Source organism: Kitasatospora sp. NPDC091276 (genome assembly GCF_040684355.1).
GTDB lineage: Bacteria > Actinomycetota > Actinomycetes > Streptomycetales > Streptomycetaceae > Kitasatospora.
In genome coordinates this window covers 63,699-82,441 of sequence record NZ_JBFBFU010000031.1, presented here as the reverse complement: position 1 = coordinate 82,441, position 18,743 = coordinate 63,699, and the positions used below count along the sequence as shown (strand labels likewise).

The window sequence follows — 18,743 nt, the reverse complement described above, 5'->3', positions numbered from 1 at the left end:
GCCGCCGAGGGCGCCGCGCGGGCGGAGGAGTGGCTGCCGGCCACCCGTCCCAGGTCCGCCGTCCACGCCCAGCCGGTCGTGGCCGCTGCCGGGCTACCCCGCGACCGGCTCGGGCCGGAAGGCCTGGTCGATGTTCTCCTCGACCCAGGAGCGGAGCGCGTTCAACGGCACCGCGGCGCTCTGGCCGAGGCGGGTGAGGGAGTATTCGACGTGCAGGGGGACGACGGGGTACACGGTGCGGTCGAGGATGCCGAAGTCCTCCAGGCGGCGCAGGGTCTGGGTCAGCACCTTGGGGCTGACGCCCTGGAGGCGGCGCTGGAGTTCGCCGAACCGCTGGGGACCGTCCTCGAGCGCGCCGATGGCGAGGGCGGCCCACTTGTTGGCGAGCAGGTCGAGCAGGATGCGGCAGGGGCACTGGGCGGCGTAGACGTCGTGCTGCGAGTGCTCGCCGCTGGGGCAGGTGGTCATCATGCTCACTCTCCTCACCAGGACACTTCCCGATGGGAAGTACTAGTCCTTGAAGGTAACCATACCTGCGGGGATAGCGTCGCCGGCATCGTGGAACGGCCGCTGAACGGCCTTCCACACTCTGATGCTTCGGGAGATGACGCATGTCCGCAGACACGATGCGCGCGGTGGTCCAGGACACGTTCGGCGGGCCGGAGGCGCTGCGGGTCGCCGAGGTGACGCGCCCGGTGCCGCTGCCGACGGAGGTGTTGGTGCGGGTGCACGCGGCCGGGATCAACCCGGTGGACTGGAAGACCCGCGGCGGCTCCGGCATGGCCGGCCTGCTGGGTGAGCCGCCGTTCACGCTCGGCTGGGACGTGTCCGGCGTGGTCGAGGAGGTCGGCTTCGGCGTGACCACGCTGAAGGCCGGTGACGAGGTGTACGGCATGCCGTGGTTCCCGCGCGCCGCGAACGCCTACGCCGAGTACGTGACCGCCCCGGCCCGGCAGTTCGCCCGCAAGCCGGCCACGCTCGACCACGTGCACGCCGCCGCCGTGCCACTGGCGGCACTGACCGCCTGGCAGGCCGTCGTCGACACGGCCCGGGTGCGGGCCGGCCAGCGGGTGCTGGTCACCGCAGCCGCCGGCGGGGTGGGCCACTTCGCGGTCCAGTTCGCCCGCCACCTGGGCGCCCACGTGGTCGCCACCGCCGGCGCCGCCCGGCACCCCTGGCTCAAGGAGCTCGGCGCCGACGAGGTGATCGACTACACCAGCACCCGCTTCGAGGACGCCACCGCCGGCATCGACGTCGTCATCGACCTGGTGGGCGACGACCACGACCTGACCGGCACCCGTTCCCTGAAGGTCCTGCGCCCCGGCGGCCTGCTGGTCGCCGTCCCGGCCGGCGTCTCCCCCGAGCTGGCCGCGGCCGCCGAGGCGGCCGGCGTGCGGGTCACCCCGTTCCTGGTCGAGCCGGACGGCGCCGCGCTGACGACGATCGCCGCGCTGATCGACGCCGGCGAGGTCGCCGTCGAGGTGGAGCGGGCCTTCCCGCTGGAGCAGGCCGGGGCCGCTCATGCCCGCGGCGAGGCGGGCCGCACCCGCGGCAAGCTCGTCCTCACCACCGGGGTCGGGCCCGGAGCCAACTGACCGCCGATCAGGAACGGACGGGATTCCCCGCTCGCCCCTCCCCCGTCCTCCGCCCTCCCTGTCGCGGGCTCACCTCACCTCACCTCACCTCACCGGACTCGCTCGACGCTCCACCTCGGCAGGTACTCGAAGAACGCGACGGCTTCCTCCCGCCACCTGGGGCGCCAGGCCGCGGCTTCCGTGGCGGCCGCGTGCGCGAAGCGCCGCATGTCCGCCCGCATCCGCTCCGGGACGCCGTGGCGGTGGGCGATGTCGCGGATGGCGGCGACGGTCTCCTCGGTGCAGGCTCCGTCGCCGAGTGCGGACTCCACCACGGCCCGCTCGGCGTCGGTGGCCGCCGCGAGGACGGCGCGGACGGTGTAGTTGCGCCGTCCCTCCCGGAGGTCCGTTCCGGTGGGCTTGCCCATGGTCCCCGCGTCGCCGAAGAGGTCCAGGTAGTCGTCGCGCAGCTGCCCGCAGATTCCCACCAGCCGGGCGTAGCGGCGCAGTTCCCCGTCGTGGCGGGCGGGCTGGACGCCTGCGGCGAGCAGTCCCAGCTGGAGCGGGGCGAGGACCGAGTAGCGGGCGGTCTTGTAGTCGGCCACGTCGTGCAGCACCTCCTCGTCCGGGTCCGCGGTGAAGTCCCGCTCCAGGTCGATGATCTGACCGACGAACGTGGCCGTTGCCGCTCGCGTCTGCACCTCGACCATGGCCTGTCGGACCGGGAGCGGGGCCCGGGAATCGAGGAGGACCTGGAGGGACAGCGCGAGTGCGAGGTCGCCGGCGAGGAGGGCGAGCCCGAGCGCGGCCTGCGGCCGGTCGGGGAACCGCCCCCGGTAGGCGTAGTAGGTGGAGGGCCCGCCCCGGCGGGTGGGGCTGTCGTCGATGATGTCGTCGTGGACCAGCCCGTGGGTCTGGAGCAGTTCGATGCTCAGCGCGGCGTCGTCCAGCCCCGCCACGGGATCGGCGGTCACCAGCCGGGCGGCCTCGAAGAGCAGGGCCACCCGCATCCGCTTGCCGCCGCGCAGCGACAGGTCCCGCAGCAGGGCCAGGCAGTCCGGGGTGAACCGGCTGAACGACGGAGCGTCGAAGGCGGCGGCCAGGTCCTGGAAGTACTGCTCGGACAGCGTGCTGAACCGGCGCTCGTACCCGGCGAGACGGGCCCGGATCTGCTCGGAGGGGACGGCGGCGGTATCGGTCACGAAGATGTCTTCCGTTCGGGCGGGGATGCGCGCCCGCGCAGGCGCGGGGTGCCACGGATCCCGGTGGTGGTCCGTCACCCATGCTGCCCCATCGGCCTTCCGGTCCGAGATACTGGGGAGCATGCAGACGATTTCTCTGGACGCACAGGCCCGTGAGCACCTGGAGCGTGCGGCGGCAGCCTCCTCGGGACGCAGCGCGGCGACCGTCTACACCGGCCACGAGCGCGGACTGCGTCAGACCGTCCTCGCCCTGACCGCCGGCTCGGGCCTCGCCGAGCACGACAACCCCGGCGACGCGACCCTCCTGGTACTGCGCGGACACGTGCGGCTCGTCGAGGGCGACACCAGCTGGGAGGGCCGCGCCGGTGACCTGATCCCCATCCCCGAGGCTCGCCACAGCGTCGAAGCGATCGAGGATTCGGCCGTGCTCCTCACCATCGCCAAGCGCGACTGAAACAGCACACCGGACAGGGGCCGGACAGGGCGCGCCCACCTGCGGACGCGCCCTGTCCGGCACCCGCCCCGTCCGAGGCGGCCGCCCCCGTCACCGCCGTCACGCCTCATCCGCTCTGCGCCCTCAGGAACCCTCGCCCCCCAGCATCAAGTCCGTCCCGCCCAGGAAGGTCAGCCCGGCGGCGTCGTTCGACTCGCTCAACTCGCTCAACTCCCTCAACTCGCCGGGAAGGCGGGTCAGGGCGAGTTGCAGGGCCTGCAACGAGTCCACGCCGAAGATCGCCGTCACGCGGTCGACGACGCCCGGGTGTCCGGTGATCCGGTACGGGCAGTACCAGTCCGGCCCCTCCGGGTCGCGGCGGGGCAGCCCGATTTCCAGCAGCACCGGACTCTGCGTCCCGTCCGGAGCGGCAAAGGCCAGCTCACGATTGGCGATGACCTGGCCAAGCCCGTATTCAGCGCTCACCGCAGCAGTACAACACACCCCCACGGTTCGAAGCGCCGCTCCACCGGAAGGTCGACAAGAGCACTGCCGGGAGCACGGTCCTGGCTGGGGGCGGCTCCGGGAGCCGGCTCCCGGGTGCGGTCTCGTCCTGGGTACGGACGAACTCCCCTGCCCCTGAATGGTCCTCTTGATCAAGGCCGGGAATCACCGGCGCCATTCCTCAGAGGGGTTCCTTCGTGAACGAGCATGCACCGCACAGCCGCCTCCCGCGCTCCCGCCGGGGCGGCCGGCACCGGGCGGTGGCGGTCGTGACCGCCGTGGCCGCCGGCGTGATGACGGTCGGAGCGCTGGCACCGACCGCGGCGTTCGCGGGCGGCAAGCCGGACAGCGTCCAGTCGAGCCTGAACGCGCTGGTCAAGGACGACGGCCTGCCCGCCGCACTGGCCGCCGTCAAGGGCCGCGACGGCCGCACCCGCACCTACACCGCCGGCGTCGGCGACCTCGCCACCGGAGCCAAGGTCCCCGCCGACGGGCAGATACGGATCGGCAGCAACACCAAGCCCTTCACCGCCGTCGTCGTCCTCCAGCTCGTCGCCGAGGGAAAGGTCGGCCTGGACTCCCCCGTCGAGACCTACCTGCCCGGCCTGCTGCGCGGCGACGGCATCGACGGACGCAACATCACCGTCCGCCAGCTGCTCCAGCACACCAGCGGCCTGCCCGAGTACGTGGACAAGGGCTCCATCCTCGCCGGTCCGATGCGCTACTACGAACCGCGCGAACTCCTCGACGCGGCCCTGGCCCAGAAGGCCCACTTCGCCCCGGGCACGAGCTGGGAGTACAGCAACACCAACTACCTGCTGGCCGGCCTGATCATCCAGAAGGTCACCGGGCGGCCGCTCGGCGAGGAGATCAACCGGCGCATCGTCGACCGCATCGGCCTGCGCCACACCTACTTCCCCACCCCCGGGGACACGGGCATCCGCGAGGCCCACCCCAAGGGCTACAACCGGGACGCCGACGGCTCGTTCCGCGACTACACCGAACTGGACCCGTCCTGGGGCTGGGCGGCGGGCGCCGTCGTCTCCACCACCACCGATCTCAACTCGTTCTTCGCCGCGCTCCTCGGCGGTCGCCTCCTCCCGGCGGCCCAGCTCGCCGAGATGCGCACCACCGTCCCCGCCGACGGGGTGGGCCCGGGCATCCGGTACGGGCTGGGCCTGATGAGCCGGCCGCTGTCGTGCGGTGGCCTGTACTGGGGCCACGGCGGGACCATTCCGGGCTACCGGACCGTCGGGGGCGCCACCGATGACGGCCGCGCCACCAGCATCGCGGTGACCATGATCCCAGGTGATGAGGCCGAGCAGCACGCTGAGGCCGCGGTGGACGCGGCCCTGTGCCGCTGACCCTCCCCGATCCGGCCTGAGCTTCCGCACCAGTACGACCCGCGGGTTCTGCGCGCCTCGGCGCGCGCGGAACCCGCGCGCTCGCGTACCCCGCCGATTCCCCTTTCCCGTAGAGGAGTTCTTCCGTGAACGAGCACGTCCCGCACAACCCGTCCCGCCGGATCCGCCGTGGTCGGCACATGGTGGCGGCAGCCGTGGCCGCCGGCGTCGTGGCGGCCGGAGTGCTGGCACCGACCGCGGCGTTCGCGGGCGGCAAGCCGGACAACGTCCAGTCGAGCCTGAACGCGCTGGTGAAGGACGACGGCCTGCCCGCCGCACTGGCCTCGGTCAAGGGCCGCGACGGCCGCACCCGCACCTACACCGCCGGCGTCGGCGACCTCGCCACCGGCGCCAAGGTCCCCGTCGACGGGCAGATACGCGCCGGCAGCAACACCAAGACCTTCACCGCCGTCGTCGTCCTCCAGCTCGTCGCCGAGGGAAAGGTCGGCCTGGACTCCCCCGTCGAGACCTACCTGCCCGGCCTGCTGCGCGGCGACGGCATCGACGGACGCAACATCACCGTCCGCCAGCTGCTCCAGCACACCAGCGGCCTGCCCGACTACATGGAAACCCCCGCACTCCCGGACTTCACCACGATCCAGTACCGCTACTTCGAGCCCCGCGACCTCCTCGACGCGGCCCTCGCCCAACAGGCCCGCTTCCCCGCGGGTACCAGCTGGGAGTACAGCAACACCAACTACATCGTCGCCGGACTCCTCGTCCAGAAGGTCACCGGACGGCCCGTCGGCGAGGAGATCACCAAGCGCGTCATCGACCGCATCGGCCTGCGCCACACCTACTTCCCCACCCCCGGGGACACCGGCATCCACGAGGCCCACCCTCACGGCTACTACCGCAGCTCCCCGGACGCGCGGACGATCGACTACACCGAGATGGACTCCTCGGCGGCCTGGGCGGCGGGGGCGATCGTCTCCACCAACACCGACCTCAACTCCTTCTACGCCGCGCTCCTCGGCGGCCGGCTCCTGCCCGCGGCGCAGCTCGCCGAGATGCGCACCACCGTCCCCGCCGAGCTCCTGGGCCCGGGGGTCCGCTACGGGCTGGGCCTGCAGAGCAAGCCGCTCTCCTGCGGCGGCCTCTCCTGGGGCCACGGCGGGACCACCGCGGGCTACCGCTCCCGCAACGGGGTCACCGACGACGGCCGCGCCGCCGCCATCACCGTCACCGCCATCCCGGGCGAGGCCGGCGCGCAGCACATGGCGGACGCCCTGGACGCGGCCCTCTGCCGCTGACCGCCCCACCCCTCGGGGCGCCCCCTGCCTGCGCGGGGGGGGCGGACACCGGACAGACGGCCTCGCGGCTCCCGTGGGCGGGGGCCGCGAGGCCGTCTGTGGAGTACCGCTGCCAGGATCAGTCCGACTCGGGCAGGCTCGGCCCGCCTCAGCCCGCCTTGGCCCGCCTCAGCCCGCCGGGTTCGCGGGCCGGGCCTCGACCAGGCCGGACTCGTAGGCCGCGATCACCGCCTGGGCACGGTCGCGGACACTCAGCTTGGCGAAGATGCTGGTGATGTAGTTCTTGACCGTGGAGACGCTGATGCCCATCGCCGACGCGATCTCGGCGTTGTCCAGGCCGGTGGCCAGCAGGTGCCACACCTCGATCTCGCGGGGCGTCAGTTCACCCAGGCTGGACACCGGCAACGGCACCGGTGCCGGTGGCAGGCGGGGCGCGGTGACGTACGTGGAGATCAGCCGGGTGAGCAGGCGCGGCGCCACCGCCGCCTCCCCGGTGTGCACGGTGCGCACGGCCGCCGAGAGCTCCTCCGGGGAGACGTCCTTGGGCAGGAACCCGGAGGCGCCGGCGCGCAGGGCGGCGACCACGTACTCGTCCATGTCGAAGGTGCTCAGCGCCAGGACCCGGCAGTCCGGCAGTTCCCGTGTGAGCCGCTCGGTCGCCTGGACGCCGTCGAGAACCGGCATCCGGATGTCCATCACCACGACGTGGGGCCGGTGCCGGTGCGCGAGGTCGACCGCCTGCTGGCCGTCGTCCGCCTCGGCCACCACCTCGAACGCCGGGTCGGGTGCCAGGATCAGGGCCAGGCCCCGTCGTACCAGCGGCTGGTCGTCGGCGATCAGCACCCTGATCCGCTCCGGGGTTCCCGTCATCCGAGCCGTTCCTCTCCGTCGGCCGGCGCCACCGGCAGGCTGGCCATCACCCGGAAGCCACCACCGTCCACGGCGCCGGCCACCATGCTGCCGCCCTGCAGCGCGACACGTTCGCGCATGCCGATCAGACCGTACCCGGTGCGGCCCGCCCTCGGTCCGGCCGCACCGCCCGCTCCCGCCAGGGCGCCCACCAGGGTGTCGGCCGGCGCGGCGGTGCCGTTGTCGGACACCTCGACGGTGATCCGGTCCGGGTGGTACGTCAGCCGGACCCGCGCCTGGGCCCGGCCGGCGTGCTTGCGGGTGTTGGTGAGGGACTCCTGGACGATCCGGAACACCGCCAGGCCGGTGCTCGGCGACAGCGGGCGCTCCTCCCCCAGGACGGCGAACTCGGTGGGAAGGCCGGCCCTGCGGGACTCCTCGACGAGCCGACCGAGGTGCCCGACACCGGGCTGCGGCTCGGACGGCGACTCCTCCGGCTCGTCGCCGGCCCGGAGCACGTCGAGCAGTTGGCGCATCTCGCGCAGCGCCATCCGCCCGGAGCCCTCCAGCGTGACCAGGGCGTCGCGCACCACCTCGATGTCACCCCCGAGGTTCGCTCTGGCACCGCCGGCCATCAGCTGCATGGTGGTGATGTGGTGGGCGACGATGTCGTGCAACTCCCGTGCGATGCGGCGCCGTTCCTGCGCGACCGCGCGGTCGGCCAGCAGCCTGCGCCTGACCTCCACCTCGTGCTGCCAGCGCTTCAGCGCCTCGGCCGCGACAATGACCAGCGCCGCGGCGAGCACGTTGGCCACCACTCCCGAGAGCGGAGGCGGCAGCGGATGCCCCCGGCCCAGCAGCGGTACGGCGGCCGCCGCGAGGGCGGCCGTCACCGCCACCACGAGGCCGCGCGAGCGGGCGACCGCGAACAGCGCGATGCAGAGCGTGCAGTTGAAGTGTTGCGGCACCGGCCCGCTCAGGTTCAGGGCCAGGCCGAGGGCCAGCACAGCCGTCAGCGACGCCAGCGGGTAGCGGCGCCTGGTGAGCAGCGGCATGGCCGCCAGTACGAGCAGGACCAGCGCCGTCAGGGCGATCGGCTGGCTTCCGTCCGGGCCGCCGATCGAGTAGCCGAGGAGGTCCAGGGCGGCAGCCCCGACGGCCACCAGCGCGTCACTGGCCGTCCAGGGCAGACCGTCGGCTCTCGGCGGCGGCTGCTGCGGCTGCGGCTGCGGCAGCAGCAGCGGCCGGTGGTGCGTCGACATGCTGGTGGTGGTCCTTTCCGTGGCCGGTCGGCCGGGTGCCGTCGTCCGTGAGCCGCGAGCCGTGAGCCGTTCCCGCGGAGCCCTGGGGGGGGCCTGCGGTCCATTCTCCCTGTGGCCCCCGGCCCCGGGCCGGCACCCGGGACCGATCCCGGACCAGGCCCCTGGTCCTGGTCCGGGCCTGGTGGCGGGCTCAGGTCCTGACGGCGTTCTCCTCCCGCGCTCGGACGAGAACGCCCGGTACGCCGTGATGGTCTGGAGACGTGCCGGAAATCCCCGGCGACAGCACCACCGCCGGAGGACATCGTGATCCGCGCCCTGACCGGATTCTCCACCAGGAATCCGTGGAAGGTGATCGCCGTATGGGCGGTCCTGGGAATACTCCTGACCGTCCTGAGCCAGACATTGATCTACCGGGTGACCCAGACGCAGACGGCCGACTTCCTGCCGAAGAGCTACGACTCGGCCGCCGCCATGAAGATCGCCCAGGACCACTTCGGGACGAAGCCCGACGCCAACCCGGTGACCGTCCTGGTCGCGCGGGCCGACGGCGGGGCGCTGACCGCCGCGGACCGGCAGCAGATCGGCGACGGGGCGAAGCGGCTGAGCCGCCTCAAGGTCACCATGCCCACGCCCAAGGACGCCGCGCCCCTTCAGCGGGACTACTCGCAGGTCCCCCAGGTCGACCCGGCCATGACCGCGCCGGACGGGACCTTCGAGCTGCTCTCCGCCAACCTCACCGGAAACCCCGCCGATCCGGGCCTGGAGAACACCTACCGGGCGTTCCGGGACGGCACCCGGGCGGAGTTCGCCGCCCAGGGACTGCGGACCGGCTTCACCGGCGCCCTCGCCGACCAGGTCGACTCCGCCGACGACGGCAAGACCCTCGCGACCGTCGCGTCCGCCTGCGCCGTCGGCCTGATCATCCTGCTCCACATCCTCGTGTTCCGCAGCGCCCTGGCCGCGCTGCTGCCGCTGATCGCGGTGGCCCTCGTCAGCGGCGTGGCCGGCGGCGCGGTCGTGGGCACCGCGCTGCTCACCGGCGTAAAGCTCGACCCGTCCGTGCCGGGCCTGATCGGCGTGGTGCTGCTGGGCATCGGCATCGACTACTTCCTGTTCCTGATGTTCCGCTTCCGCGAGCAGCTGCGGGCCCACCCCGAGCGCCACCACCGCGCCACCGCCGCCGAGGTCGGCCACAAGGTCGGCACCGCGGTCACCTCGGCCGCGCTGACCATCGTCGCCGCCTTCGCCACCCTCGGGGTCGCCAGCTTCGGGCAGTTCCGGGTGCTCGGCCCGGCCGTCGCGGTCTCGGTCCTGGTCATGCTGCTGGCCAGCCTCACCCTGATGCCCGCCGTGCTCGCGGCCTGCGGACGCGCACTGTTCTGGCCCTCACGCGCCCTCAAGACCGTGCCCCGCGACGGCGCCACCGCCCGCTTCGCCGACCTGGTGGCCCGCCGGCCCGTGGTCATGGTCCTCGCCTCGCTCGCCCTCCTGGGCGCCCTGGCCGGCGGGCTCGCCGGGATCAGGATGGACTACGGTCTGGGCGGCGGACCGCGGACCGCCTCCCAGACCACCGCCGCCGAGATCTCCCGCGTCCTGCCCGCCGGCGTGGCGGACCCGACCAGTGTCTACGTCGAGGCCAAGGACGCCGGCCCGCTCTCCCCCGGCGCGCTCTCCCCCGGCGCGTTGGACGGCCTCGCCCAGGGCCTCACCCGGGTCACCGGCGTCGGCCAGGTCGCCAAGCCGGTCCTGAGCGAGGACCGGCAGGCCGCCAGAATCGACCTGTTCCTCACCGCGGACTCGCAGTCCCAGCAGGCCCGTGACCTGGTCTCCGGACCGATCCGCGCCGCCGTCGCGCAGAGCACACCGGCTGGCCTGAGCGCACACGTCGGCGGTACCCCCGCCGTCTTCGCCGACGTCTCCACCGCCGTCGACCGCGACCTGCGGCTGGTCTTCCCGGTCGCGGCGGCACTGATCGGGGTCATCCTCCTCCTGCTGCTGCGCAGCCTGCTCGCACCGGTCGTCCTGATGCTCTCCGTCGGCCTCGGCTTCGCGGCCACCCTCGGCGCGGCCGCCCTGCTGTTCCAGCACGCGATGGGCAAGCCGGGCGTCAACTTCACGCTGCCGCTGGTCCTGTTCCTGTTCGTGGTCGCGCTCGGCACCGACTACAACATCCTGATCAGTGACCGGATCCGGGAGGAGATGGAACACCCCGGGCCGCCCCGGGCCGCGGTCGCGCGCGCCCTCCGGCACACCGCCCCGGCCATCGCGACGGCGGGCCTGGTCCTGGCCGGCTCCTTCGCCAGCCTCGCCGTGACCCCGCAGCCCTCGACCCAGCAGATCGGCTTCGCGACCGCGCTCGGCATCCTGCTCTCCGCGTTCCTGCTGTCCGTCGTCCTGGTGCCCGCCCTGGCCGCGCTCCTCGGCCGCAGCGTGTGGTGGCCCCTGCGTCCAGGCCGTACGACCGCCCGCACCGCCCCCGGGCACCCCCGCGCAGAGGCGCCGCAGTCGCCGCAGTCCCAGCCCTGGTTGCAGTCGCCCACGCCGCCGGATCACCACACCTACCCGTACCCCCAGCCGTACCCCCCAGCCGTACGCGCCGCAGGAGGAACAGGGCGCAGCCCCCTCCTGGTCCCGGAGCGGCCGTCACCCGTAGGAAGCGGCAGGCTCGGACATCGGGCGGCCGGGTGCAGCGGCCGGCGCCCCTGCACTTGGCCGCCCTGTCCGATTAGGTGATCGCCGGCCGGTGCCGTACGGTCGGTACTACCGACGCGGGGTGGAGCAGCTCGGTAGCTCGCTGGGCTCATAACCCAGAGGTCGCAGGTTCAAATCCTGTCCCCGCTACTTCCGACACCGGGGCCGGCGCACACTGTGCGCCGGCCCCGGTGCTGTTCTCCCTCGGTCGCCTTCGGCGCGAGCCCCCGGTCAGCTCACCGTCGTGGTGCTGAGCGCCTGTGCGGTGGCCGGGTAGCAGGCGGTGGGCACGTCGACGGTGAAGAACGAGACGGGCACGGTCGCCGTGAAGGTCAGCCCCGGGTCCGCGTAGCTCGTACCGGCCACCGAGGTGCTGATGACGCTGCCGGAGGCCCCGGCGGCCAGGTTCAGGGTCAGCGCGGGGAGCGTGAAGGTGCCGCCGCCGCCGACCGACCCGTTCACCGTGAGCACGACGTTGCCGTTGTTCACCGCGACGCTCGCGCTGCCCGAGTAGCCGGAGCCGCCGGTCAGCGACTCGCCGGTCAGCGTGGCGTTCGCGGGGACCGGCACGGTGAGCACGATGTTGCTGATCGACTGGATGCTGTAACCACCCACCGTGGTGGGCACGGTGAGCGCGTCGGGGGCCAGGGTGACGGTGAACTGGCTGCCGGCCGTGACGGTGGCGGGCGCGGCGGCGTTGACACCGGCGTTGAGGTTGAAGGTCTGTGCCGACCCGATCGGCGGGGTCGCCTGGCAGGCCAGGACGACCGGGGTGTCCGCGGCCGCGGCGGTCGGCGCGAACAGCCCGACCGCGGCCACGCCGCCGGCGAACACGACCGAGGCACGTCGCAGAGCAGAGGTCATTCCCATGAGGGTTCTCCCGCGAAGCCTGAGGTGGGGGGTGAGGGTGGGGCGCGCGAGCGTCGGGGCGTGGGGTACCTGAGCCGCCCGCCCACCCGGCGGCCCGGCGCAGGCCGGGCGAATTCAGCATGGGCGCGTCAGGGACCTCCAACAATCCTGCTGCGCAAGGCAGTTGCGGCACTTTCCGGCCATTCTCCGGCCGCGCCGCGCTCGGCCCTCATGACTGGTCCGCGGCGGCCTCGCGTTCGCGACGCTGGCGGCGCCCGTCATCAGCGGACGGCCGGCCTCGGGCTTGACTGACTTTTCAGTCAATGAAAGTGTTGACGGCGAGCTCGCAGTCGGCGCTACCCCTGACCGGAGAATCCCCGTGCCCTACCCTGATCTGTCCCGCCGCACCATCCTGCGCTCCCTCGGCGGCGCGGGCGTCCTCGCCCTCGGCCTGACCGCCTGTTCGGACCTCGACGAACCCGTCGAGGACGCCACGCAGGGCCCGCAGCCGTCCGGGGCCCCGCAGCCGTCCGGGTCCTCGGCGGCTCCCGGTGCGCGCCGCTTCGGCGCCGAATGGGAGAAGCACGTCCGCACCGTGATGTCCTGGCCCGCCTCGGAGAGCGTCTGGGGCGACCAGCTCCCCGACGTCCGGAAGGACATCGCCGGCCTGGCCCGGGCCATCGCCGCCCGCGAACCGGTCGTCCTGATGGCCCGCCCCGAGCAGAAGGACGCCGCGCAGAGCGCGTGCGGCTCCGCGGTCGAGGTCGTCCCCATCGCCGTCGACGACCTGTGGGCCCGCGACACCCTGCCGGTGTTCGTCGAGGAGGGCGGCAAGGTCAAGGGCGTCGACTTCAACTTCAACGGCTGGGGCGACAAGCAGCAGCACGCCAACGACGGCAAGATCGCCCGCACCGTCCTGGCCAAGTACGGCGTCGAACGCATCGAGACGAAACTGGTCGCCGAGGGCGGCTCCTTCGAGACCGACGGCCAGGGCACCCTGCTGGTCACCGAGAGCTCCGTCGTCAACGGCAACCGCAACCCCGGCATGTCCCGCGACCAGGTCGAGGCCGAGCTCAAGAAGGCCCTCGGCGTCACCACCGTGATCTGGCTGGCCGGCGTCAGGGGCAAGGACATCACCGACGCCCACGTCGACTGCCTCACCCGCTTCGCCGCCCCCGGAGTCGTCCTGCTCGACCAGGCCTTCCCCGGTTCACCCGCCGACGTCTGGTCCCGCTCCGCCGACCAGGCCCGCGGCGTCTTCAAGGACGCCGTCGACGCCCGCGGCAGGAAGCTCGACGTCATCGAGCTCCAGCAGCCCGACCCCGACAGGATCACCGGCCGCGGCGACGCCTTCGTCTCCTCCTACACGAACTTCTACGTCGGCTCCAAGGGCGTCTACCTCCCGAAGTTCGGCGACGACCGCGCCGACGACCGCGCCCAGCAGATCCTCAAGCAGCACTTCCCCGACCGCGAGATCGTCCCCGTCAAGATCGACAACATCGCCGCCGGAGGTGGCGGCATCCACTGCGCCACCCACGACATCCCGGCCGTCGGGTGAACGCCCGGTCCGTCTGACACCCGCCGGGGCGTGCGGTCTCCTCGAACGCTCCACAGAAATCGAACCGCTGATGACTTCAGGCAGCACGGGCCCCTGCCGAGAGTTCAGCAGGGGCCCACGGTGCAGAGAGCTGTGGACGGCCGGGGCCTGCCCTCGGCGAGTGGCAGGCAGTCGGCATCAGCTATCGTCTGCCGCCGGTCCGACGGCCCGGCCTCACCTCAGGTGTCGGGTGAAGAACTGGGCCGCGGCGTCCCCGGCGAACTGCGGGACGCCGGTGTGCCCGCCCATGTTGGCGTGCAGGGACTTCTCCTTCGAGCCGAAGGCGTCGAACAGGTCCAGGGCCGCCTGCCGGTCGTTCCCCTCGTCGTCCCACTGCAGCAGGACATGCAGCGGAATGGTGACCTGCCGGGCCTCCTCGAACATGGAGCGAGGCACGAAACTGCCGGCGAACAGAACGGCGGCCGAGATGCGCGGCTCGACCACCGCCAGCCGGATCCCGATGGAGATCACTCCCCCCGAGTACGCGACCGGGCCGCCGATCTCGGGCAGCGCGAGGAGGGCGTCCAGGGCGGCCCGCCATTCCGGGACCGCCTTGTCGACCAGCGGGAGGATGAGGGCGTCGACGATCTCGTCGCCGACCGGCTCGCCGGCCTCCAGCGCCCGGCGCAGGTCGGCGCGGGCCTGCTCCACGGCGGGCCAACGAGGCCGGTCGCCGCTTCCGGGGAGCTCGATGGTCGCCGTGGCGAAGCCGTCCGCCGCGGCGTGCCGGGCCCGGGCCACCAGTCGCGGGTACATCCTGCGCAGTCCGAGGGGAGGGTGGCCGAGCAGGATCAGCGGCGCCGGTGCGGATGCGGCTCCGGGCGTCCACAGGATGCCGGGGATCTCGCCGAGGGTGAACTCGCGCTCGAGGACACCGTCGTCGAGGCGCTGTTCAGAAGTGAAGTGCATGGTCGTGCCTTTCGGGAGGGCTCGGATACGGCGCTCCCGGACGACCTATCGCCCGACCGTGACCCCGGAGGAGAGCACCCATGTGAATACTGCGTTCACGGGTACCACCTCCTCGTTCTCTCGCACGGCCTCCGGAAACATAGCAGCGGTCACCTCGTCCGCCAAACGGGTTTTTACGGAGTCTCCGCGACGGCGGGGTGCACGGGCGCCGGCGGCGGCCTGCCCCGGACCTCGGGCAGGTGGAGGATCGGTCAGCAGCGGCACCGCACGACGGCCGGCAGCGCCTCCAACTCCACCTCGATCGCCTCCCGGAGCAAGCGTCGCGCGTGCTCCAGCGGCATCGAACCGGTCAGCCAGCGGGCGCTGAGGCCCTCGATCAGGACGGTGAGGCGTTCGGCGGAGGCCGTGTGGGCCGGCGCCGTGGCCTCGGGGCGGGCGCGGCCGAGCAGGTCCGCGACGTCGTGCACCCAGGCGTGGGTGGCCCGTGCCAGTTCCTCCCGGAGATCGGGCTCGAAGACCGCGCTGGCCCTCAACTCCCCCCAGGCCGTGCTGTTCTCCCGCACGTCCGGGGCGTCCTGGAGTTCCAGGAGCAGGACCTGTTCGAGATCACGCCGGGGATCGTCCGAGTACCCCGCCGAGTCCCCCTCCGCGGTGTAGCGGTCCGCCCGGTCGCTGATGAACTCCAGGGTCTTGCGGAGCAGCCCGGCCCGGTCGGTGAAGTGGTAGTACAGCAGCGAGGTGGACACCCCCGCCTCGGCGGCCAGTTCGCCCACGCGCAGCCCGCGCACACCACGCCGCGCGATGACGCGGGTGGCGGCGACGAGTATCTCTGTTCGACGATCCGACACGAGCGATCATCCTACCCGGCCGGGGCCTCGCGCGGAGGAATTCCTGATCAAAGTTTTAGGGCCCAACTCCCGTACGGCCAGGCGGATGGCCCCAGCCCGTGGCTCGCGGCGGACTCACGGCAAGCTCGCGGCGGGCTCACGGCAGGCCGGTGCGGCAAGGAAACCCGCGATACCGTATGTATCGGGTATTGACTGAATTTTTAGTTGCAGCCAAGATGTGCGTCACCCCACACCTCCCGCCCTCAAGGGAGTCCTCTTGGACACGCCCGTTCCCACCCGCCGCGGCCTGCTCGGATTCGGCGCTACGCGGACGGGGTCGCCTACGCGATCCTCCAGGCCAAGTACCCCGACCGCACCGTGGTCCAGCCCGACATCGACGACATCGCGAGCGGCGGCGACATCCACTGCTCCACCCAGTCGCAGCCCGCCGTACCGCCCGCCGGCTGAGCGCGGCCGAGCCCCCGCCGACCACCTCGGTCGGCCACTCTCGACCCCATCCTGACTGAAAATTAAAACAAGAGAGAAGGATCCGTCATGACGTTCCAGATGCCGGCCGAGTGGACCCCCCACGACGGGTGCCTGATGGCCTGGCCGACCAGGTCGGACCTCTGGGGGGAGACCTTCGAGGAGGCCAAGCGGGAGTACTCCCAGGTCGCCCGGGCGATCGCCGAGTTCGAGCCGGTCACGATGGTCGCGCTGCCAGGCCGGGGCGCCGAGGCGCAGGAGCTGTGCGGGCAGGGCGTCGAGGTCGTGGAACTCCCCATCGACGACTCGTGGTTCCGCGACTCCGGGCCGATCTTCGTCCTCGGCGAGGACGGCCGGCGGGCCGGTGTGGACTTCCGCTTCAACGCCTGGGGCGGCAAGCACCACCCGTACGACACCGACGACCTGATCGCCGGGCGGCTGCTGGAGCGCCTGGGCGTCGAGCGCGTCGACTCCCGGATGATCCTCGAAGGCGGGGCGATCACGGTCGACGGCGAGGGCACGCTGATCACCACCGAGCAGTGCCTGCTCAACCCGAACCGCAACCCGGGGATGAGCAAGGAGGAGATCGAGGCCGAACTGATCGCGAAGCTCGGCGTCAGCACGATCATCTGGCTGCCGTACGGCGGTCTGCTGGACACCGAGACCGACGGCCACGTGGACGGCGTCTGCGCGTTCGTCGCCCCCGGCAAGGTGATCGTCCAGCTCCCCGCCGACCCCGACCACCCCGACCACGAGCGCATGCGCGCCAACCACGCCGTCCTGGCCGCCGCCACCGACGCCCGGGGCCGCAAGCTGGAGATCCTCGAAGTCCCGCAGAGCGCCTTCGTCGAGGTCAACGGCACCGACGTCGAGGTCGGCTACCTCAACTTCTACATCGCCAACGGCGGCGTCGTCGTCCCGGTCGCCGACGTCCCGGAGGACGAGGGGGCCCTCGCCGCCATTGCGGCCGCCCTGCCCGGGCGCAAGGTCGTCGGGGTCCGCTCCCGGGTGATCGCCTACGGCGGCGGCGGTGTCCACTGCATCACCCAGCAGGTGCCCACCGCCTGAGCCGCCCGCCCGCCCAGCCACCCGCCCCTCGCCCCACCCCTCGCCGCGCCCGTCGCCGCGGCCCGGGCAGCGAACCCGTGCTGCCGGGGCCACCCCCTCCCCCCGCCCGCCGGACCCCCGTTGAGCCTGGAAGAAAGAACCCTCGATGCCACGAAGCCAGCGCCCGGAGCACAGATCCCCGCACCGCCGCCACGCCCTGCCGGCCGCCGCCCTGGCAGCCTTCGCCCTGGTCGCCGCCTGCGCCGGGCCGCCGAAGACCGGTGACGGAGGCAGCGGCGACCAGGCGTACAAGCTGTCCGCCGACACCCCGGCCGCCAAGGGCCGGCTCGACTCGTTCAGCTGGGCCGTGTACGCCGAGCCGCCGACCCTCGACTACATCTCGGCGTTCGACTACCCGCAGAACACCATCCTGTCCAACGTGTGCGAGAGCCTGATGCGGTGGACCCCGCAGCTGACCCTGGCCCCCGGGCTCGCAGCGAGGACGACCAGCCCCGACCCCACCACCTGGGTCTACGACCTGCGGCCCGACGTGCACTTCCACGACGGCGGCGTGATGACCGCCGACGACGTGGTGTACAGCCTCGGCCGGCAGATGAACCCCGACAACGCGGCGGCCTGGGCCCAGCAGTTCCAGAACGTCAGCACCGTCACCAAGAGCGGCCCGCTCCAGGTCACCGTCAAACTCAAGCAGCCCGACTCGCAGTTCAACCAGTACATGGCCACGGCCGCGGGCGTCGTCGCGTCCAAGGTCGGCATCGAGGCGGCCGGCAAGGACTACGGCACCTCCGGCAGCCTGGACTGCACCGGCCCCTACCAGCTCGGCTCCTGGAACAAGGGCCAGTCCATCCAGCTGCGGCGCTTCGACGGCTACTGGGGCACCAAGGCCAAGTCCGCGAAGGTCGACTTCCGCTTCCTGACCGACCCCTCGGCGCGCGTCAACGCCATGATCAGCGGTGAGGCGGACGGCGGCTACCTGATCCCGACCGAGAGCTACGACCGCCTGAGCAGGAGCGGCGTGGGCACCCTCTACTTCGGCGAGGGCCTCAGCACGGTCAACGTCAACGTCACCGACATGAAGGGCGTGCTCGGCGACGTCCGTGTCCGCAAGGCGCTGTCACTGGCCCTCGACCGCTCCGGCTTCGTGCGCACCGGGCTCGCCGGCGCCGGCAGCGCCACCGGCTCCCTCACCTCCCGCGCGGCCTGGGCCGCGGCGCCGCCGGACGTCAGGAAGGAGGCGTTCGAGGGGCTCACCCCGACCGCCCCGGACATCGACCGGGCCAAGGCCCTGGTCAAGGAGGCCGGCGCCACCGGAAAGACCGTCACGGTCGCGACCAGCTCCATCGGCCAGGACGTCTCGCTGCTGGCCACCGCCGTCCAGTCGGCCGGCGCCAGGATCGGTCTCGACGTCCAGCTCAAGACGATCGCGCCCAACGCGTTCACCGCGCTGTTCACGGACGCGAAGGCGCGCGAGGGCATCGACCTGTTCCCGGAGACGTACTACGACTCCATCACCGACCCGCTGGACCTGCTGGCCAACTTCAAGACCGGCGCCTACCAGAACTTCGCCGGCTACAGCGACCAGGCCTACGACGACCTGGTCGACAAGGCGACCGCCGCCGCCGACCCGGCGGAGCGCTTCACCCTCGAAGCGCAGCTCCAGAAGACCGCGTCCGACCAGTTGCTGTGGATCCCGGTCGCCGAGTGGCCCACCGCCGTGTTCCTCAACAAGAGGATCACCGGCGCCCCGACCACCATCTCCTACATGTACTACCCGTGGGCGGCCGACGTGGGATCGGCCCAGTGACGTCTCCCGGATCCACCGTGCGGCGGCCGGTC

The 18,743-nt window shown here is 72.4% G+C and carries 18 protein-coding genes and 1 tRNA gene; 10 read left to right on the top strand and 9 right to left on the bottom strand.

The genetic code is table 11. The features are described from left to right. Positions 1 to 93: 93 nt before the first annotated feature. Positions 94 to 471, bottom strand: coding sequence for a helix-turn-helix domain-containing protein (locus AB0O19_RS30960; protein WP_363624305.1), 378 nt, complete (start codon positions 469 to 471; stop codon positions 94 to 96). Between the two features lie 140 nt (positions 472 to 611). Between AB0O19_RS30960 and AB0O19_RS30955 the strand changes: the two genes are divergently transcribed. Then, positions 612 to 1,595, top strand: a complete 984-nt coding sequence (locus AB0O19_RS30955; RefSeq protein WP_363624303.1) for an NADP-dependent oxidoreductase — start codon at positions 612 to 614, stop codon at positions 1,593 to 1,595. An 89-nt stretch (positions 1,596 to 1,684) separates the two neighbouring features. Here the strand turns inward: AB0O19_RS30955 and AB0O19_RS30950 are convergent, their stop codons facing one another. After that, a complete protein-coding gene (locus tag AB0O19_RS30950) occupies positions 1,685 to 2,776 on the bottom strand; it encodes a polyprenyl synthetase family protein (protein WP_363624301.1) in 1,092 nt (363 codons plus the stop codon). Positions 2,777 to 2,897: 121 nt separating this feature from the next. Between AB0O19_RS30950 and AB0O19_RS30945 the strand changes: the two genes are divergently transcribed. Beyond that, the gene (locus AB0O19_RS30945) at positions 2,898 to 3,230 is read left to right on the top strand and encodes a cupin domain-containing protein (RefSeq protein WP_363624299.1); all 333 of its coding nucleotides are present in this window, start codon (positions 2,898 to 2,900) and stop codon (positions 3,228 to 3,230) included. Positions 3,231 to 3,353: 123 nt separating this feature from the next. Here the strand turns inward: AB0O19_RS30945 and AB0O19_RS30940 are convergent, their stop codons facing one another. Beyond that, positions 3,354 to 3,695: a hypothetical protein gene (locus tag AB0O19_RS30940; protein WP_363624297.1), complete on the bottom strand. Its 342-nt coding sequence runs from the start codon at positions 3,693 to 3,695 to the stop codon at positions 3,354 to 3,356. Between the two features lie 311 nt (positions 3,696 to 4,006). Here AB0O19_RS30940 and AB0O19_RS30935 point away from each other — a divergent pair, with 311 nt between their 5' ends. After that, positions 4,007 to 5,077 carry a serine hydrolase domain-containing protein gene (locus AB0O19_RS30935; RefSeq protein ID WP_363624338.1) on the top strand — a complete coding sequence of 357 codons (1,071 nt, stop codon included), beginning with the start codon at positions 4,007 to 4,009 and terminating at the stop codon, positions 5,075 to 5,077. Between the two features lie 179 nt (positions 5,078 to 5,256). Beyond that, on the top strand, positions 5,257 to 6,369 hold the full coding sequence (locus tag AB0O19_RS30930; RefSeq protein ID WP_363624336.1) for a serine hydrolase domain-containing protein: 1,113 nt from the start codon (positions 5,257 to 5,259) through the stop codon (positions 6,367 to 6,369). A gap of 168 nt (positions 6,370 to 6,537) precedes the next feature. Here the strand turns inward: AB0O19_RS30930 and AB0O19_RS30925 are convergent, their stop codons facing one another. Continuing rightward, positions 6,538 to 7,239: a response regulator transcription factor gene (locus tag AB0O19_RS30925; RefSeq protein ID WP_363624295.1), complete on the bottom strand. Its 702-nt coding sequence runs from the start codon at positions 7,237 to 7,239 to the stop codon at positions 6,538 to 6,540. Then, a complete protein-coding gene (locus AB0O19_RS30920; protein ID WP_363624293.1) occupies positions 7,236 to 8,480 on the bottom strand; it encodes a histidine kinase in 1,245 nt (414 codons plus the stop codon). The genes AB0O19_RS30925 and AB0O19_RS30920 overlap by 4 nt, the downstream gene beginning before the upstream one ends. 303 nt (positions 8,481 to 8,783) lie before the next feature. Between AB0O19_RS30920 and AB0O19_RS30915 the strand changes: the two genes are divergently transcribed. Continuing rightward, entirely contained in the window at positions 8,784 to 11,213 is a 2,430-nt protein-coding gene (locus tag AB0O19_RS30915) for an MMPL family transporter (RefSeq protein ID WP_363624291.1), read from the top strand. 34 nt (positions 11,214 to 11,247) lie between these two features. Next, a tRNA-Met gene (locus AB0O19_RS30910) sits at positions 11,248 to 11,321 on the top strand. 81 nt (positions 11,322 to 11,402) lie between these two features. Here the strand turns inward: AB0O19_RS30910 and AB0O19_RS30905 are convergent. Together AB0O19_RS30905 and AB0O19_RS30900 are read right to left on the bottom strand one after the other, a co-directional pair. Then, positions 11,403 to 12,035: a cyclase gene (locus tag AB0O19_RS30905; RefSeq protein ID WP_363624289.1), complete on the bottom strand. Its 633-nt coding sequence runs from the start codon at positions 12,033 to 12,035 to the stop codon at positions 11,403 to 11,405. A gap of 120 nt (positions 12,036 to 12,155) precedes the next feature. Then, on the bottom strand, positions 12,156 to 12,344 hold the full coding sequence (locus AB0O19_RS30900; RefSeq protein ID WP_363624288.1) for a hypothetical protein: 189 nt from the start codon (positions 12,342 to 12,344) through the stop codon (positions 12,156 to 12,158). 55 nt (positions 12,345 to 12,399) lie between these two features. Here AB0O19_RS30900 and AB0O19_RS30895 point away from each other — a divergent pair, with 55 nt between their 5' ends. Continuing rightward, positions 12,400 to 13,578, top strand: coding sequence for an agmatine deiminase family protein (locus tag AB0O19_RS30895; RefSeq protein WP_363624286.1), 1,179 nt, complete (start codon positions 12,400 to 12,402; stop codon positions 13,576 to 13,578). A 213-nt stretch (positions 13,579 to 13,791) separates the two neighbouring features. Here AB0O19_RS30895 and AB0O19_RS30890 read toward each other — a convergent pair whose 3' ends face one another. Together AB0O19_RS30890 and AB0O19_RS30885 are read right to left on the bottom strand one after the other, a co-directional pair. After that, positions 13,792 to 14,526 carry an alpha/beta hydrolase gene (locus tag AB0O19_RS30890; RefSeq protein ID WP_363624284.1) on the bottom strand — a complete coding sequence of 245 codons (735 nt, stop codon included), beginning with the start codon at positions 14,524 to 14,526 and terminating at the stop codon, positions 13,792 to 13,794. A 251-nt stretch (positions 14,527 to 14,777) separates the two neighbouring features. Beyond that, entirely contained in the window at positions 14,778 to 15,374 is a 597-nt protein-coding gene (locus AB0O19_RS30885; RefSeq protein WP_363624282.1) for a TetR/AcrR family transcriptional regulator, read from the bottom strand. 204 nt (positions 15,375 to 15,578) lie between these two features. On the opposite strand from AB0O19_RS30885, the gene AB0O19_RS30880 reads away from it, so the two are divergent. The 3 genes from AB0O19_RS30880 to AB0O19_RS30870 all read left to right on the top strand — a co-directional run bounded on the left by AB0O19_RS30880 (position 15,579) and on the right by AB0O19_RS30870 (position 18,711). Beyond that, entirely contained in the window at positions 15,579 to 15,821 is a 243-nt protein-coding gene (locus tag AB0O19_RS30880) for an agmatine deiminase family protein (RefSeq protein WP_363624280.1), read from the top strand. Between the two features lie 87 nt (positions 15,822 to 15,908). Beyond that, on the top strand, positions 15,909 to 16,907 hold the full coding sequence (locus AB0O19_RS30875) for an agmatine deiminase family protein (RefSeq protein ID WP_363624278.1): 999 nt from the start codon (positions 15,909 to 15,911) through the stop codon (positions 16,905 to 16,907). A gap of 145 nt (positions 16,908 to 17,052) precedes the next feature. Then, positions 17,053 to 18,711, top strand: coding sequence for an ABC transporter substrate-binding protein (locus AB0O19_RS30870; protein ID WP_363624276.1), 1,659 nt, complete (start codon positions 17,053 to 17,055; stop codon positions 18,709 to 18,711). Positions 18,712 to 18,743 lie beyond the last annotated feature (32 nt).

Bases quoted from the DNA above. Each gene is read 5' to 3' on its own strand.
- AB0O19_RS30960 (WP_363624305.1), bottom strand. From the start codon at position 471: ATGATGACCACCTGCCCCAGCGGCGAGCACTCGCAGCACGACGTCTAC.
- AB0O19_RS30930 (WP_363624336.1), top strand. From the start codon at position 5,257: ATGGTGGCGGCAGCCGTGGCCGCCGGCGTCGTGGCGGCCGGAGTGCTG.
- AB0O19_RS30925 (WP_363624295.1), bottom strand. From the start codon at position 7,239: ATGACGGGAACCCCGGAGCGGATCAGGGTGCTGATCGCCGACGACCAG.
- AB0O19_RS30905 (WP_363624289.1), bottom strand. From the start codon at position 12,035: ATGACCTCTGCTCTGCGACGTGCCTCGGTCGTGTTCGCCGGCGGCGTG.
- AB0O19_RS30920 (WP_363624293.1), bottom strand. From the start codon at position 8,480: ATGTCGACGCACCACCGGCCGCTGCTGCTGCCGCAGCCGCAGCCGCAG.
- AB0O19_RS30945 (WP_363624299.1), top strand. From the start codon at position 2,898: ATGCAGACGATTTCTCTGGACGCACAGGCCCGTGAGCACCTGGAGCGT.
- AB0O19_RS30890 (WP_363624284.1), bottom strand. From the start codon at position 14,526: ATGCACTTCACTTCTGAACAGCGCCTCGACGACGGTGTCCTCGAGCGC.
- AB0O19_RS30955 (WP_363624303.1), top strand. From the start codon at position 612: ATGTCCGCAGACACGATGCGCGCGGTGGTCCAGGACACGTTCGGCGGG.
- AB0O19_RS30875 (WP_363624278.1), top strand. From the start codon at position 15,909: ATGACGTTCCAGATGCCGGCCGAGTGGACCCCCCACGACGGGTGCCTG.
- AB0O19_RS30870 (WP_363624276.1), top strand. From the start codon at position 17,053: ATGCCACGAAGCCAGCGCCCGGAGCACAGATCCCCGCACCGCCGCCAC.
- AB0O19_RS30935 (WP_363624338.1), top strand. From the start codon at position 4,007: ATGACGGTCGGAGCGCTGGCACCGACCGCGGCGTTCGCGGGCGGCAAG.